Annotated in this window: 14 protein-coding genes; 4 read left to right on the top strand and 10 right to left on the bottom strand. The window is 69.4% G+C overall.

Going from position 1 to position 13,715, the window contains the following annotated elements:
- Positions 1–4: 4 nt before the first annotated feature.
- On the bottom strand, positions 5–946 hold the full coding sequence (locus tag DFO45_RS21660) for an alpha/beta hydrolase (RefSeq protein ID WP_012172787.1): 942 nt from the start codon (positions 944–946) through the stop codon (positions 5–7).
- 141 nt (positions 947–1,087) lie between these two features.
- Positions 1,088–1,531, bottom strand: a complete 444-nt coding sequence (locus tag DFO45_RS21655; protein ID WP_133866494.1) for a hypothetical protein — start codon at positions 1,529–1,531, stop codon at positions 1,088–1,090.
- A 265-nt stretch (positions 1,532–1,796) separates the two neighbouring features.
- Here DFO45_RS21655 and DFO45_RS21650 point away from each other — a divergent pair, with 265 nt between their 5' ends.
- Positions 1,797–2,294 (top strand): Hsp20 family protein, encoded by a 498-nt coding sequence (locus DFO45_RS21650; protein ID WP_133866493.1) that lies wholly within the window; start codon positions 1,797–1,799, stop codon positions 2,292–2,294.
- A gap of 117 nt (positions 2,295–2,411) precedes the next feature.
- Here DFO45_RS21650 and DFO45_RS21645 read toward each other — a convergent pair whose 3' ends face one another.
- From DFO45_RS21645 to DFO45_RS21615, 7 genes are all read right to left on the bottom strand, one after another.
- Positions 2,412–3,611 (bottom strand): GDSL-type esterase/lipase family protein, encoded by a 1,200-nt coding sequence (locus tag DFO45_RS21645; RefSeq protein ID WP_166657217.1) that lies wholly within the window; start codon positions 3,609–3,611, stop codon positions 2,412–2,414.
- Positions 3,612–3,782: 171 nt separating this feature from the next.
- The gene (locus DFO45_RS21640) at positions 3,783–4,268 is read right to left on the bottom strand and encodes an ATP F0F1 synthase subunit B (protein WP_043879724.1); all 486 of its coding nucleotides are present in this window, start codon (positions 4,266–4,268) and stop codon (positions 3,783–3,785) included.
- 122 nt (positions 4,269–4,390) lie between these two features.
- Positions 4,391–5,098 carry a F0F1 ATP synthase subunit B gene (locus tag DFO45_RS21635; RefSeq protein ID WP_245518219.1) on the bottom strand — a complete coding sequence of 236 codons (708 nt, stop codon included), beginning with the start codon at positions 5,096–5,098 and terminating at the stop codon, positions 4,391–4,393.
- 90 nt (positions 5,099–5,188) lie between these two features.
- Positions 5,189–5,416, bottom strand: a complete 228-nt coding sequence (locus tag DFO45_RS21630) for a F0F1 ATP synthase subunit C (protein ID WP_012172781.1) — start codon at positions 5,414–5,416, stop codon at positions 5,189–5,191.
- 49 nt (positions 5,417–5,465) lie between these two features.
- Positions 5,466–6,218: a F0F1 ATP synthase subunit A gene (locus tag DFO45_RS21625; protein ID WP_012172780.1), complete on the bottom strand. Its 753-nt coding sequence runs from the start codon at positions 6,216–6,218 to the stop codon at positions 5,466–5,468.
- Between the two features lie 120 nt (positions 6,219–6,338).
- Positions 6,339–6,533 carry an AtpZ/AtpI family protein gene (locus DFO45_RS25305; RefSeq protein WP_244421754.1) on the bottom strand — a complete coding sequence of 65 codons (195 nt, stop codon included), beginning with the start codon at positions 6,531–6,533 and terminating at the stop codon, positions 6,339–6,341.
- Between the two features lie 368 nt (positions 6,534–6,901).
- Complete coding sequence (locus tag DFO45_RS21615) at positions 6,902–10,354, bottom strand: AAA family ATPase (protein ID WP_133866491.1); 3,453 nt, start codon at positions 10,352–10,354, stop codon at positions 6,902–6,904.
- Between the two features lie 281 nt (positions 10,355–10,635).
- On the opposite strand from DFO45_RS21615, the gene trxA reads away from it, so the two are divergent.
- Together trxA and DFO45_RS21605 are read left to right on the top strand one after the other, a co-directional pair.
- Positions 10,636–11,550 carry a thioredoxin gene (trxA, locus tag DFO45_RS21610; RefSeq protein ID WP_012172777.1) on the top strand — a complete coding sequence of 305 codons (915 nt, stop codon included), beginning with the start codon at positions 10,636–10,638 and terminating at the stop codon, positions 11,548–11,550.
- 10 nt (positions 11,551–11,560) lie between these two features.
- Entirely contained in the window at positions 11,561–12,232 is a 672-nt protein-coding gene (locus tag DFO45_RS21605; RefSeq protein ID WP_133866490.1) for an LON peptidase substrate-binding domain-containing protein, read from the top strand.
- Positions 12,233–12,290: 58 nt separating this feature from the next.
- On the opposite strand, the gene DFO45_RS21600 is transcribed toward DFO45_RS21605, so the two are convergent.
- A complete protein-coding gene (locus tag DFO45_RS21600) occupies positions 12,291–12,641 on the bottom strand; it encodes a hypothetical protein (RefSeq protein WP_133866489.1) in 351 nt (116 codons plus the stop codon).
- Between the two features lie 25 nt (positions 12,642–12,666).
- Between DFO45_RS21600 and DFO45_RS21595 the strand changes: the two genes are divergently transcribed.
- On the top strand, positions 12,667–13,704 hold the full coding sequence (locus DFO45_RS21595) for an RluA family pseudouridine synthase (protein WP_245518218.1): 1,038 nt from the start codon (positions 12,667–12,669) through the stop codon (positions 13,702–13,704).
- Positions 13,705–13,715 lie beyond the last annotated feature (11 nt).

Here is a 13,715-nt window from a genome sequence, read left to right as displayed (position 1 = left end):
GCTCTCAGAAGGGCGACGAGCCGGGGATGAAGGCGTCGAAGGCGGCCCAGAACTGGGCGCGGAAGATGTCCCGCTCCATCAGGATCTCGTGCCGGGCCGCCGGCACCGTCACATAGGCCCCTGCGATGAGCCGGGAGGCCACGTGCTCGATGGCGGCATTGCTGACGATGCGCTCCGCGCCGGCCGCCACCACCAGCAGCGGCTGGCGGATTTCCCGCAGGGCCTCCGGCTGGCGCAGCATCTCCATGGCGTCATAGGCGCCGGCGAGCCAGCCGATGGTGGGTGAGCCGAGGCCGAGGTCCGGCGTCTTCGCCGTCACGGCGGCCGCGCGCGCATAGCGCTCCGGATCGGACGTGACCAGATTGCCCTCGAAGGGCTGGTTGGTGACGATGGCCGAACCACCCCCCGGCACGAAGGCGCGCCCGAGCCCAAGGCCGCGCAGGAACCGCGCCGTCGCGTGGGTCGCGCGGGGATAGGGCACCATCGCAATGTCGAGCATGGGGGCCGAGAGCACCACGCGGTCGAACCAGCGCCGCCCGTCCAGCACCGCCTGCAGGAGGATGGTGCCGCCCATGGAATGGGCCAGCGCATAATGGGGCGCCGGGCAGTCCGGCAGCAGCACCTGCCGGCCGAAGGCGTCCAGATCCAGCTGGTAGTCGCTGAAGCGGCGCACATGGCCCTTGCGGGGATTGCGCAGGAGCCGCTGGGAGCCGCCCTGTCCGCGCCAGTCGAAGATGGCGACCGCGAACCGCCGCTCCAGCAGTTCGCGCACGACCTCGAAATATTTCTCGATGAACTCCGCCCGCCCCGGAAAGAGCGCCACGGTGCCCTGGGCGCCTTCCGGACGCCAGCGGGCAAAACGCAGGCTCCGCCCGTCCGCGGTGGTGAAGACGCCGGTTACGGCACCCTCAGGAACGGGATTCGACGGGATGGGATAAAGGCTCATGCGCCGAGGCACCCGGTGGCCGACCAGGCCGGCGCGCCGCCGTCCGGTCTGTCTTTCCGGCGCCCGAAGGGCACCCGACCCAGCGATACACCGCCGTCGCGCGGCCGACAACGGCCCGGGTCATGCGCCACGCGGCAAGGCCTAATCGCGGCTGCTGTCGAAGCCGATCACCGTGAGGCCGACGATGACGCCGGTGCCCGCATCCACCATCAGGCGCACACGCTCCCGCCGGGGGCCGGTGGCCTCGCACACATAGGTGCGGCCGCGCAGCACAGGACGGCTGACGCCGCTGAAGCCACGTGCCTCCAGACTCTGCATGACGGCCGTCGCGTCGAGGGAGATGCCGATGTCGGGGGGATTGGACAGGTAGGGCGCGAACGCGCCGTGGGGCCGGACGCGAACAGAGGGGGCATCGCCCATCTCCGGTGCGGAAACCGGCAGGCTGCCGGTGATCTCCAGATCGGGAGCGGGGAGAACAGGGGAAGCCAGAACCTTCGCTCCTGCCGAGATGCTCTCTGCCTGAGCTGTTGCGGCGCCGACCGCCAGCATGATCACCAGGCCCAACCTTGCGGGCGTTCTTGGCATTCTTCTGCTCCGCCGGACGGGCGGATGCGACATTCCACCGTCCAGGCGCGCACTTTTAACCACGTCCGCTGAATGCCGGCCGAGCATGCCATTCAGTTTGCATTCATCTTCGGAGGCGCGCCGCTTGCGGGGGACTTGACGCGGGCAGGGGGCATTCCCAGATCGAGGGCGTGCCGGGCCAGACGGACGGCACGGACGGCCCGGCCAGACTGGCGGGCCCTCCATCCGATGACGATACCGCATCGCTTCAAGGAGGATGTGACCTATGCGTACGTTCGATCTCTCTCCCCTCTACCGCAACACGGTCGGCTTCGACCGCCTGTTCTCCCTGCTGGATTCCGCTGGCAATGTGGAAGGCGGCGCCCCGACCTATCCGCCCTACAACATCGAGCGCACCGGCGAGAATGCCTATCGCGTGACGGTGGCCGTGGCGGGCTTCACTCCCGAGGAACTCTCCATCGAGGTGAAGGAAAATACCCTCTCGCTGCGCGGCGAGAAGGCGGCGCAGGCCGGCGGCGAAGCTTCGCAGGTGCTGTATCGCGGCATTGCCGCCCGTGCCTTCGAGCGCCGATTCCAACTCGCGGACCATGTGGAAGTGAAGGGCGCGAGCCTTGAGAATGGCCTGCTGCACGTGGATCTCGTGCGCAACATTCCTGAGGCGAAGAAACCCCGCCTCATTCCCATCACCACCGGCGTCGCCCAGCCTCAGACCATCGAGGCGAAGGCGGATCCCGCCGAGGTGGAGGCGCCCCGCGCGGCCTGAATCTCGGGGGAGGGGTGACCCTCCCTCGGTTCATCTCCTGATCTGAGACAGTCCTCTGCGCCCCGGTCTTCGCCGGGGCGTTTTCACGTGTGGGGTGCCGTGCCGGTGGGGCTGCGGTCAGCGCGCATCCTGCGCGTCGCCCGAACCCGGTTGCGTCTTGGGCGGCCAGGAGAAATCGTCCGTCCGCCCCGTCCGGGCCGCGATCGGGCTGCCGTCCGACAGGGCCTTCAGCGCCTCGCTTCCGGGCGCACTGGCGGGGAGGATGTTGGCGGCACCGCGACCGACAGGAGGCGGACCGCCGGCAAGGCTTGCGCCCCCGCGTGGGCCGTCATTGAGCGAGATGGGCTGTGAGCCATCGGCAGCGGGCGCGTTGGCCGCCGGACCGGGCTCCGCCAGCAGGCGCGTCAGTTCCTTCTGCACGAAGAAGGCGAGCTTGCGTCCGCCGGCGCGGGTGAAGCGTTCGCCGTCCGCCTGGCGCAGGCGCCGGCGCTGGCCGTCCACGGCGGGACCGGAGGCCGTGTATTTGCCGTCCTCGTCCACGAAGCCGTCCCAGACATTCACATAAACGGCCCCGCTGCGGGCGGCATGGGTGCGCAGCAGGTCGTTCAGGCGCTCATATTCCTGCGATTCCGGGGCCGACTGCACCGGGGGCAGGCCGAGCAGAATCACCCGGCGCCCTTGCGGCCCCCGCGCAGCGGCGAGCACGTCGTCCACCCTCTTGCCGTAGAGTTCCGCCCAACGGTCCGTGAGGGGCTGGACGTCCGTCTCGCCCTCCCGAATCGGTTCCAGATCCTCCACCCCCAGCGCCAGCACGATGGCGTCCGGCTTTCCGGCATCGATGGCGCCCGGCAGGCGATTCACCCAGTCCACCGGCGCCGTCTGGAAGCCGCTGGGGTCGGCCGTGATGGCCACGACGGCAGGGCTGGTGCGTTCGCCCACGTAGAGATCGGCGAGGCCCTCGGCCACCTGCCGGCCGTACCAGTCGCCGATCACCAGAACGAATCGGCTCGGCGGCTGGCGCCGGCCCTGCATGGCCTCGGCCGCGCTCACATAGACGGTGCCCTGCGGATCGGGCGGGGGCGTCGGAGCGGCCTGACGGACCGGCGGCGGCTGCACCGCCTGGGGCGGCGGACCGAGGGGGATTCCGAAGAAGGTCGGCTGCTGGGGCTGGGCCGGAGGGCGCCAGTTCGGCGCGCTGCGCGAGGGCGCCGGCACACCGGCAGGCGGACGCGGCGGGAAGAGCCCGTCGAAGAGCTGTGCGGTGGCCGGTCGCGGCGAAAGGCCGGCAGCGGCGGCGACGAGCAGGCCACACAGCAAAAACCCCGCCCGGCGCAAGCGTCCGACGGGGTTCGATGATGGAAGAGCCGAAGTCACACCGATCGCCTCCGCATCGCGCGGAGCAGGGGCGGGGAGGGTGGGACGAAAGCGCAGCATGCACCAGCTTTGCCGAAGGGCATGGCCCTTTCAAGACCCCGCCGGTGCGCGCGGTCAGTTCAGCTTGCCGCGCACGTCCTGGATGGCCTGGCCGAGCAGGCGGTCGCCGGTGGCCGTGCCGGGCACGGAAGCGGCGAGGATGCGCTCGGCGGCCTGCACGGCGGCGTCGGCGGCAAAGGCCTTCACGTCGGCGAGTGCCTGGTGTTCGGCCTGCGCGATCTTGTCCTCGGCCATGCGGGTGCGGCGGGAGACGAACTCCTCGAGCTTCGCCTTGGTTTCGGCGGCGAGACGCTCGGCTTCGGCCTTGGCGGCGGTCACGATGGCTTCCGCCTCGGCTTCCGCCTCGCGCTGCTTGCGCTTGTATTCCGCGACGAGCTTCTGCGCCTCTTCCTTGAGGCGGCGGGCTTCGTCGAGCTCGGCGGCGATGCGGGCGCCGCGGGCGTCCAGCGCCTTCGCGAGAGCCTTGTGCACGCCGTTATAGAGCAGGATGCCGACAAACACGAAGAAGGCTACGGCGACCCAAAGTTCAGCCAGTTCCATATCGCTCATGGCAGAGTCCTCGATCGCCTGTGCCTGAATTCAATCGGTCTTGAAACGAGCCCCTCGAAAGGGGAATGCGGCCGTCCGGAAAACCGCCCGGCCGCAGGTCTTGCGTTCAGGTCTCAGGCGGACTTTGCCGCCAGAGCCGCGTCTACCGCGGATTCCACGTCCTGATTGCCGGCGGGGGTGCCGATCAGGGCGGTCACGATTGCGCCGGTGGTGTCCACCGCAATTCCGCGCACGTGGGAGAGGGCCGTCGCCTTGGTGCTGGCGATGCGACGCTCGGCGTCGGCCAGCTTGGCGTTGAGGTTCTCTTCCAGCGACTTGCGGTTGGCGTCGGTCTCGGCAGCAAGCCGGGCCCGGGCCTCGCCGGCAATGGCGTTGGCCTTGCCGCGCGCTTCGGTGAGCGCCTTCTCGTAAGCGGCCTGGGCCGCCTCGCTCTCGGCCTGACGCAGGCGGGCTTCTTCCAGATCCTTGGCGATGCGGTCATGCCGCTCTTCCAGGATCCGGCCGATGCGCGGCAGCGTCACGCGGCTCATGAGGAAATAGAGCGCGCCGAAGCTGACGATGAGCCAGATCAGCTGCGAGGCGAAGTGCTGCGGCTTGAAGGGCGGAAAGCCCCCGTGCTCGCCGCCGGCGGCTTCGCCATGGCCGGCTTCCGCGCCATGCGCGGCCGGCGGGTGGGCCGGGGCGCCCGCCTGGGCGACCACCATCGGTGCCGGCCGGCCGGAAACCGATGCAGAATCGAGGCTGCCGGCGACAGCCGGGAGGGCCAGGGTGGCCGTTCCCAGGAATGCCGCGACCGCAGCCAGCTTCCATGTCTTGTTCATGGCTCGCCCGCCTGCCTTGTCCTTGTCATCACACGCCATTGCTGCGCCGGCCCCGGGGCGGACCCCGAAGGCCGGTCGCGGGATCAATGATCAGGCGACGAAGAGCAGGATGAGGGCGACGACGAGCGAGAAGATGCCGAGACCTTCCGCGAGCGCCGCGCCGATGAACGCGCGGGCGAACTGGCCGTCGGCAGCCGACGGGTTGCGCAGCGCGCCAGACAGGAAGTTGCCGAAGATGTTACCGACGCCGATGCCGGCGAGGCCCATGCCGAGGCAGGCGAGACCGGCGCCGATGAACTTTGCAGCTTCCGCTTCCATTGATCTGCTCCTTGAGAAACGTCGTTGGTTGGCCGTGCGGGTGGGACGATCAGTGTCCCGGGTGGACCGCATCGTTGAGGTAGATCGAGGTGAGCACGGCGAACACGTAGGCCTGAAGGATGGCCACCAGCAGTTCGAGCGCGGTCAGGGCCACGATCATGAAGAAGGGCAGCGTGGCGCCGAGCCAGCCGAGGAAGCCCGCGGACCCGAGGCCCACCACGAAGAAGGCGAACACCTTCAGGGCGATGTGGCCGGCCAGCATGTTGGCGAACAGACGCAGCGACAGGCTGATCGGGCGGGACAGGAAGGAGATGACCTCGATGAGGACGATGAACGGCAGCAGGAAGGCCGGCACGCCCGACGGCACGAAGAGGTGCAGAAAGTGGGTGCCGTGCTTGTAGAAGCCGTAGATCACCACGGTGCCGATCACCAGCAGCGCCAAAGCGGCGGTGACGACGATGTGGGCGGTGATCGTGAAGGTGTAGGGCACGAGGCCGATCACGTTCGCCACGAACACGAAGACGAACAGCGAGAACACCAGCGGGAAGAAGACCATGCCTTCGGTGCCGGCGGATTCGCGCACCATCTTGGCGATGAACTCGTAGCCCATCTCGGCGACCGACTGCATGCGGCCCGGCACAAGGGTGCGCCCGCGCGTGGCATAGGTCAGGAAGAAGAAGATGAGGGCCACGATGCCGACCATGAAGGCGGCGGAATTGGTGAAGGAAACGGTGACGCCACTGACCCGCAGCAGCTCGACATAGCGCTGGATCTCGAACTGGTGAATCGGATCAACGGTCATCCGACGGCCCCTGTCTCCTGCGGCCGGTCAGGGCCGCGTCATTCACAGCGGCTTGCGCCGCAGAAGTCCGGCCAGATGGCCGGACGCACCAGTCGAAGTCGCAGGCTGGCGGCAGTGCCGTCAGGCCTTCGGCCTCTTGCGCGATGGGGTCTCCCCCGCCGCGCGCATCATGTTCAGAACGCCCGCCCCGAACCCGACCAGGGTGAGGAGAATGATTCCCCACGGTGCGATGCCCAGCACCTTGTCCAGACCCCAGCCCACCAAGGCTCCGACCAGGACACCCGATACGAACTCCGTCCCCAGCCGGAAGGCCATGGCCATTCCCGAAGAGGTGGAAGCATCCCGCCGCGATCCCGCCGGTTGCGATTGGTCTCTAGGCCGCGCCTTGTCAAGCGCGGCATTGAGCCGCTGAAGCCGATCGGAAAGCCCGGCGTCCGAAGCGCCGGAACCCTGCTCCTGAGGCGTTCCATCAGGCTTCCGTCCGGGAGCTTCCGATGGATCTGTCATGGTGCACAGCTCCGGTTTCAGACGTGGGGGCCAAGAAAACGCTGAGCGATCCCGGCCCGCCGAAACCGCGCGGCACCATAGTTGCGGCAAAAATGAGTGTCAAGAACGGCGGTTGCCGAAATAAGTCTATGTAAGTAAAGAGAAAAAACGGAAATACCCCACATGGGTGCACCGCATTAACTCACCTCGCGTAACCGTTCGGCGCTTTGCAGGTCCACCGAAACGAGGCGCGAGACCCCTCGTTCCGCCATGGTCACACCGAACAGACGGTCCATGTGCGCCATGCTGATCGGGTTGTGGGTGATGACGAGGAAGCGCGTGTCCGTGAGGCGCGTCATTTCGTCCATGAGCGTACAGAAACGCTCGACATTCGAGTCGTCCAGCGGCGCGTCCACCTCGTCGAGAACGCAGATGGGCGCTGGATTTGTGAGGAAGACGGCGAAGATCAGCGCCATGGCGGTGAGCGCCTGCTCCCCGCCCGAGAGCAGCGACAGGCTCTGGGGCTTCTTGCCGGGCGGCTTGGCGATGATGTCGAGCCCGGCTTCCAGCGGATCGTCCGCATCGGTCAGCACCAGTTGTGCCTCGCCGCCGCCGAAGAGCGTGTCGAACAGCTTGCGGAAATGACCGTCCACCACGGCGAAGGAGGCCTGAAGCCGTTCGCGCGCCTCGCGATTGAGGCTGGCGATGGCCCCGCGCAGGCGGCGGATGGCTTCGTTCAGCTCGTCCCGCTCGCGCACCAGCGTGTCGTGCTGGGTCTCGGTCTCCGTCAACTCGATCTCGGCCCGCAGATTCACGGCACCGAGACGCTCCCGCTCGCGCTTGGCCCGTTCCAGCGCGATCTCGATGGCGGAAATGTCCGGCTGACGCCCGTCATCCACAAGTTCCGCATGTTCGCGGGCGGATTCGGGCGGGCCGTCGAGCGCTTCGGTGATTTCCCGCTGCACGTCGTCGCGCCGCTGGCGGGCGGCGTCGAGCCGGGCTTCGGCGCGGGCGGTCTCCTCGCGGGCGGCGGACATGGCCTCCAGCGCGGCCCGCGCGGCCCGGTCGGCGGCGGCGAGCGCGCTCTCGCCTTCCACAAGTTTATCTGCGGCGGCCCGGCGGGCTTCGTCCGCCGCCTCGATCTTGCCGAGGAGCGTGCGGCGCTGGAACAGGAACTGCGCCGGCATCTCTTCCGTGGTCGCGAGTTCCGTCTCCGTCTCCGCCTTGCGGGCGGCGATGGCGGCGAGGCGCTCGCCCGCGCCCCCCGCGCGGCTGGTCCAGGAGCGGCGTTCGCTGGCGATGGCCTCCAGCCGGCGGAGCCGCTGCGAGCGCTCGCGCTCGAAGCCGTCGAGCCGGGCTTTTGCCTCCGCCACGGCGCCGCGCGCCTGCGCCACCACACCTCGTGCGGCGGCCAGCGTTGCGTCGATGAGGGCCGGCTGCTCCAGTTCGGCAAGGGAGGCTTCCGCCTCGGCCAGACGCTCTTCCGCTTCCGCACGGGCGGCTGTGAGGCGCTCGCGCGCTTCGGTCAGAGCGGAGAGGCGGGCGATATGGGCGCTCGCCTTGCGCTCGGCGTTGGCTTCCGCCTCGCGGGCGATCTCGGCGGCCCGCTGGGCAGTGCGCCGGGCTTCGCGGGCCTGCGTCTCCAAGCCTGCGGCGGCGCGCAGATCGGCGTCCCGCAGCGCGAGCATGTCGCGCGCCTCTTCCACCGCTTCGCGGGCGAGGTCCGCTTCCAGTTGCAGGTCTGCAAGCCGGTTGCGCTCGGCGAGGCGCCGCGCGGCGGCGGTCGGGGCGTCGGCCGCGGCGATCACGCCGTCCCAGCGCCAGAGGTCGCCCGCCTTGGAGACGAGGCGCTGGCCTGGCTTCAGCTGCGCCTGCAGGCGCGGCCCGTCCACAGGCTCCACGATGCCGATCTGGCCGAGGCGCCGCAGCAGGGCCGGGGCGCCGGACACCTCGTCCGCCAGCGGGCGTGCGCCGGGCGGTAGCGTCGGATCGCCCACCTGCGGCTGCGAGCCCGCCCAGCGGGCGGGGGCGGCGGGGTCCACGGGCAGATCGAGATCGTCGCCGAGGGCGGCGCCCAGCGCCATCTCATAGCCCTTGGTGACGGTGAGAAGGTCCGCCACGGGCGGAAAGGCGCCGCTTGAGGATTGCAGCAGCTTGGAGAGGGTGCGCACCTCGGTGTCGAGCCGCCCGAACTTGCGTTCCGCCTCGGCGACGGCCGGGCGGACCTCTTCCAGCGCGCGGCGAGCGGCCTGATGGGCGGCTTCCGCATCGGTGGCGGCCTCTTCCGCGAAGGCGAGGCGCTCACGGGCGGCATCCGCCTCCAGCCGCTTAGCTTCAAGGTCCGAGGTGCCGGCATCAAGCTTCAGCCGCCGCTCCTCCGCCTCGACGGAAACGCGCTCGGCCTCCGTGCGCAGCAGGCGCTGGCGGATGTCGCGGATGGTCTGGTCGAGGGTGGTGCGGCGGGCGCTCGCGTCCGCATAGGCGCGGGTCTTGGCGTCGAGGTCGTCTTCCGCCGCCGCCATGGCCTCCTGCGCCGTGTCGAGGATGGCTTCCGCCTCCTCGCGGGCGAGCACGGAGGTTTCCTGTTCCTCCGCCAGCGTCAGCTCTTCCTCTTCGAGCCGGGCGAGCACGCCTTCGGCATCGGCGGAGAGCGCCGTCTCGCGCTCCAGATCCTGGGTGAGCTGGACGAGCCGGCGTTCGAGATCGAGGCGCCGAGCTCCGAGGCGCTCTTCTTCCTTGTCCAGTTCCGCCCGCGCCAGCGTGAGGCGCTGCAAGGCGGCGGCGGCTTCCGTGTCCGCCTGTCTCAGGGCCGGAAGCGCATGGGCGGCGATGGCCTGAAGGCGCGCGGCTTCGGCCTGGGCGCGCGTGCATTCGGCAGCCTCGCGGACGCTCGCCTCCAGCGTGCGCTCCGCGTCCGCCAGCGTGCGCGTCACCTCGCTCCAGCGCAGCCAGAGTAGGGTCGCCTCATATTTGCGGATCTCGGCGGCGAGCGCCCGATAGCGCACCGCCTGCCGCGCCTGCCGGCGCAGGCCTTCCACCTGTCCGGCGAGCTGGGTGATGACGTCTTCCAGGCGCAGCAGGTTGGTCTCGGCCGCCTTCAGCCGCGTCTCCGCCTCGTGCCGGCGGGCATGCAGGCCGGCGACGCCAGCGGCTTCCTCCAGAATGCGGCGGCGGGCGGCGGGCTTGGCGCCGACGATCTCGCCGATCTGCCCCTGCCGCACCAGGGCGGGGGAGCGCGCGCCGGTGGAGGCGTCGGCGAACAGCATGTTCACGTCGCGCGCCCGCACATCCCGGCCGTTGATGCGATAATGCGAGCCCTGCCCGCGATCGATGCGGCGCACCACCTCGATGAGGTCGTGATCGTTGAAGCCGGCGGGGGCGGTGCGCTCGGCATTGTCGAGCTGGAGCGCGACCTCGGCGGTGTTGCGCGCCGGCCGGCCCGTGGTGCCGGAGAAGATCACGTCGTCCATGTCGTTGGCACGGAACGCCTTGTGCGAGCTTTCGCCCATCACCCAGCGCAGCGCCTCCACGAGGTTCGACTTGCCGCACCCGTTCGGCCCCACGACGCCGGTGAGGCCGGGTTCGATCAGGAGGTCTGTCGGCTCGACGAAGGTCTTGAAACCCACGAGCCGAAGGCGGTTGAACTTCATGGCTCGGCGGTGTGCCAGTGGCTGGAGTGCCCGTCAATGAAAGCCTGCCCCCGCTTCGGCTGGCCCTGCAAGATGCCGCGTCTCCCCATCCACAGATGCGCGGGGCGGGTGTGGGGGAGTTGGCTGCACTCTCGGCGTGTGTCCGGCCACATGCGGTTTCCACTTTGCCCGCGATGCTCTAGAAGCCCGCATGCAGTGATTGCGCTGCGCCGGAGAGCGCCCATCTATGGGGCGGACACCCGCAGGCTTCCGGCAGCGGGCTATTTTTCGAGGGCGACAGGATGCTCTTCAATCAGGCGGGCGGCGCGCAGACGGCGGCGCAGGGGGCCGGTGACGGCCTCGTCATCGACACCACCACGCAGACCTTCATGGCTGACGTGATCGAGGAATCGCGCACGCGCCCGGTGCTGGTGGACTTCTGGGCCCCCTGGTGCGGCCCCTGCAAGACACTCGGCCCGGTGATCGAGAAGGCTGTGCGCAGCAAGAAGGGCAAGGTGCTCCTTGCCAAGATGAACATCGACGATCACCCGGCGATCGCCCAGCGGCTGGGCATCCAGTCGATCCCCGCCGTCTATGCCTTCGTGAACGGCCAGCCGGTGGACGGCTTCATGGGCGCGCTGCCCGAGGGGCAGGTGAACGACTTCATCGAGCGCCTCACGGGCGCGGATGCGGGTATCGCGGAAATCCTTGAGGCCGCCGAGCAGGCGCTGGCCGAGGGCGATGCGGTGGGCGCGGGCAATGCCTTCGCGCAGATCCTCGCCGAGGAGCCCGACAATCTCAAAGCCCTCTCCGGTCTCGCCCGCGCCCATGTGCTGCTGGGCGATCTGGAGCAGGCCGAGGCGACGCTCGCGGGCGTTCCCGCCAACAAGGCCAACGATCCGGCCGTCGCCTCCGCGCGTGCGGCCATCGAACTCGCCCGCCAGACTGCCGACCTCGGCGAGACGGCGGAACTGGAGGCGGCGGTTGCCGCCGATCCCGCCAACCATCAGGCGCGCTTCGATCTGGCGCTGGCGCTCGCCGCCGGCGGCAAGCGCGAGGATGCGCTGGTGCATCTCCTGGAAATCGTGAAGCGCGACCGGTCCTGGAACGAGGACGGCGCGCGCAAGCAGCTGGTGCAGCTCTTCGACGCGTGGGGACCGACCGATCCGCTCACCGTCACGGGGCGGCGCAAGCTCTCGGCGATCCTGTTCGCCTGAAGGAACACCCGTGGCCAAGCATCGTCCCCTGATCGCGCCGGCGGATGCGCCGGCCGTGGTGCCCGTATTCCCGCTGGCGGGGGCGCTGCTGCTGCCGCGGGCCGAACTGCCCCTCAACATCTTCGAGCCGCGCTATCTGGCGATGATCGACGATGTGCTGGCCGGCGACCGCATGGTCGGCATGATCCAGCCGGACGAGGCCAAGCTGGAAGGCGAGCGCGGGCCTGCTCTGTTCAAGGTGGGCTGCCTCGGCCGCATCACCCAGTTCGGCGAGAGCGGCGACGGGCGTTATCTCATCACCCTCACCGGCATCTGCCGCTTCGAGGTGGTTGAAGAACTGAACGTCGATACGCCCTATCGTCAGTGCCGCATCGACGTGAAGCCCTTCGCCAAGGACTTCGACGCCAGCGCGGGCGAGGATGCGGTGGACCGCACGGCGCTGCTGCGGGCGCTCGCCGCTTTCCTTGAGGCCAACAAGCTGGAAGCCGACTGGGAAGGCATCGAGCAGGCGGGCACCGAGACGCTGGTGAATGCGCTCTCGGTCATGTCGCCTTATGGCACGCTGGAGAAGCAGGCGCTGCTGGAAGCGGCCGACCTGAAATCCCGCGCCGAGATGCTGGTGGCCATCACCCAGATGATGCTGGCGCGCATGCCCGGCGACGGGGAATCCTCGCTTCAGTGAGGGCGGGCGGGGCCTCGGCCCTGCCCATTTCTGCGGGGTCGCGCGTTCCGCTCCGCTGTCAGGGCGCGACGGCGAAGGTCAGGCGGCCGGCGGGGGTGAGGGTCGCAAGGTCGTAGGTGCGGATTTCCGGCGTGCCGCCCACGTCCAGTGTCACCACCAGCAGCCGGTCGGCGACGGCGGTGGAGACGATGCGGGCGCCCTTGGGCAATGTGGCGGTGATGTCGCCCGCCTTGGTGGCCTTGCCCCGCATCATGCGATAGCCGATGACACCGAGAATGCTCGCGATGCCGAGCGCCATGACCAGCCCCGACACCATGGAAAAGCGCCGCATCTTCTGCACCACGCGGGCCTGATCGGTGGAGAGCTTGTCCACCTCGTCTTGCGAGACCGGATCGGGGCGGGGAAACATGGGCCAGCCTTTGAGGAATGAGACCTTGGACGACGACGATCTCCTCGACCTTCCGATCGGGGACGCCAGTGAGGACGACGGCACGGCCCATGTGCTGACCGTGGGTCCAGAGGATGCCGGCCTCAGGGCCGATCGCTTCCTCGCCGCCCGCCTGCCGGACCTCAGCCGCACCCGCCTGCAGAAGCTGGTGGCGGACGGCCGGGTGAGCGTCGGCGGGCGAGTGGTAGGAGACCCGGCCGAGCGGGTCAATGCCGGGGACGAATGGACGGTGCGCGTGCCTGCGCCCGAACCCGCGGCGCCCGTGCCGGAAAAGATGGACCTTTCCATCGCCTATGAAGACGACTTCCTCATCGTCGTGGACAAGCCGGCGGGGCTCGTGGTGCATCCGGCGCCGGGCAACTGGTCGGGCACGCTGGTCAACGGCCTGCTGGCCCATTGCGGCGCCTCCCTCTCGGGCATTGGCGGCGTGAAGCGGCCGGGCATCGTGCACCGGCTCGACAAGGACACCTCCGGCCTGCTGGTGGTGGCCAAGACCGACGCCGCCCATGCCGGGCTCGCCGCCCAGTTTGCGGACCACGGCCGCACCGGGCCGCTGGAGCGGGCCTATTATGCCTTCGTGTGGGGCGTGCCCGACCAGCGTGGCACGGTGGATGCGCGCATCGACCGCCACCCCACCCACCGCCAGAAGATGGCGGTGCGGCAGAGCGGACGCGAGGCCATCACCCATTGGGAGCGGCTGGAGGTTTTCGCCGGCGCCGACGGCACGCCGCTGGCAAGCCTCGTCGAGTGCCAGCTGGAAACGGGGCGCACGCACCAGATCCGCGTCCATCTGGCGCATGTGGGCCATCCGCTGCTGGGCGATGAGGTCTATGGACAGGGGTTCCGCACCAAGGCGAGCCGCCTGCCGGAAGGCGCGCGGGCCCTGCTTGCAGCGCTGGGCCGCCAGGCGCTGCACGCAGCCCGGCTCGGCTTCGCCCATCCCGTGACGGACGAGGAACTCTTGTTCGAAAGCCCGCTTCCTGAGGATCTCGCACGGCTGCGCGACGCCCTCGCGCTGCCGTGAGGGGACCCCAC

Source organism: Azorhizobium sp. AG788 (assembly GCF_004364705.1).
Classification (GTDB): Bacteria; Pseudomonadota; Alphaproteobacteria; order Rhizobiales; family Xanthobacteraceae; genus Azorhizobium; species Azorhizobium caulinodans.
This window is presented reverse-complemented; position numbering and strand designations above follow the sequence as displayed.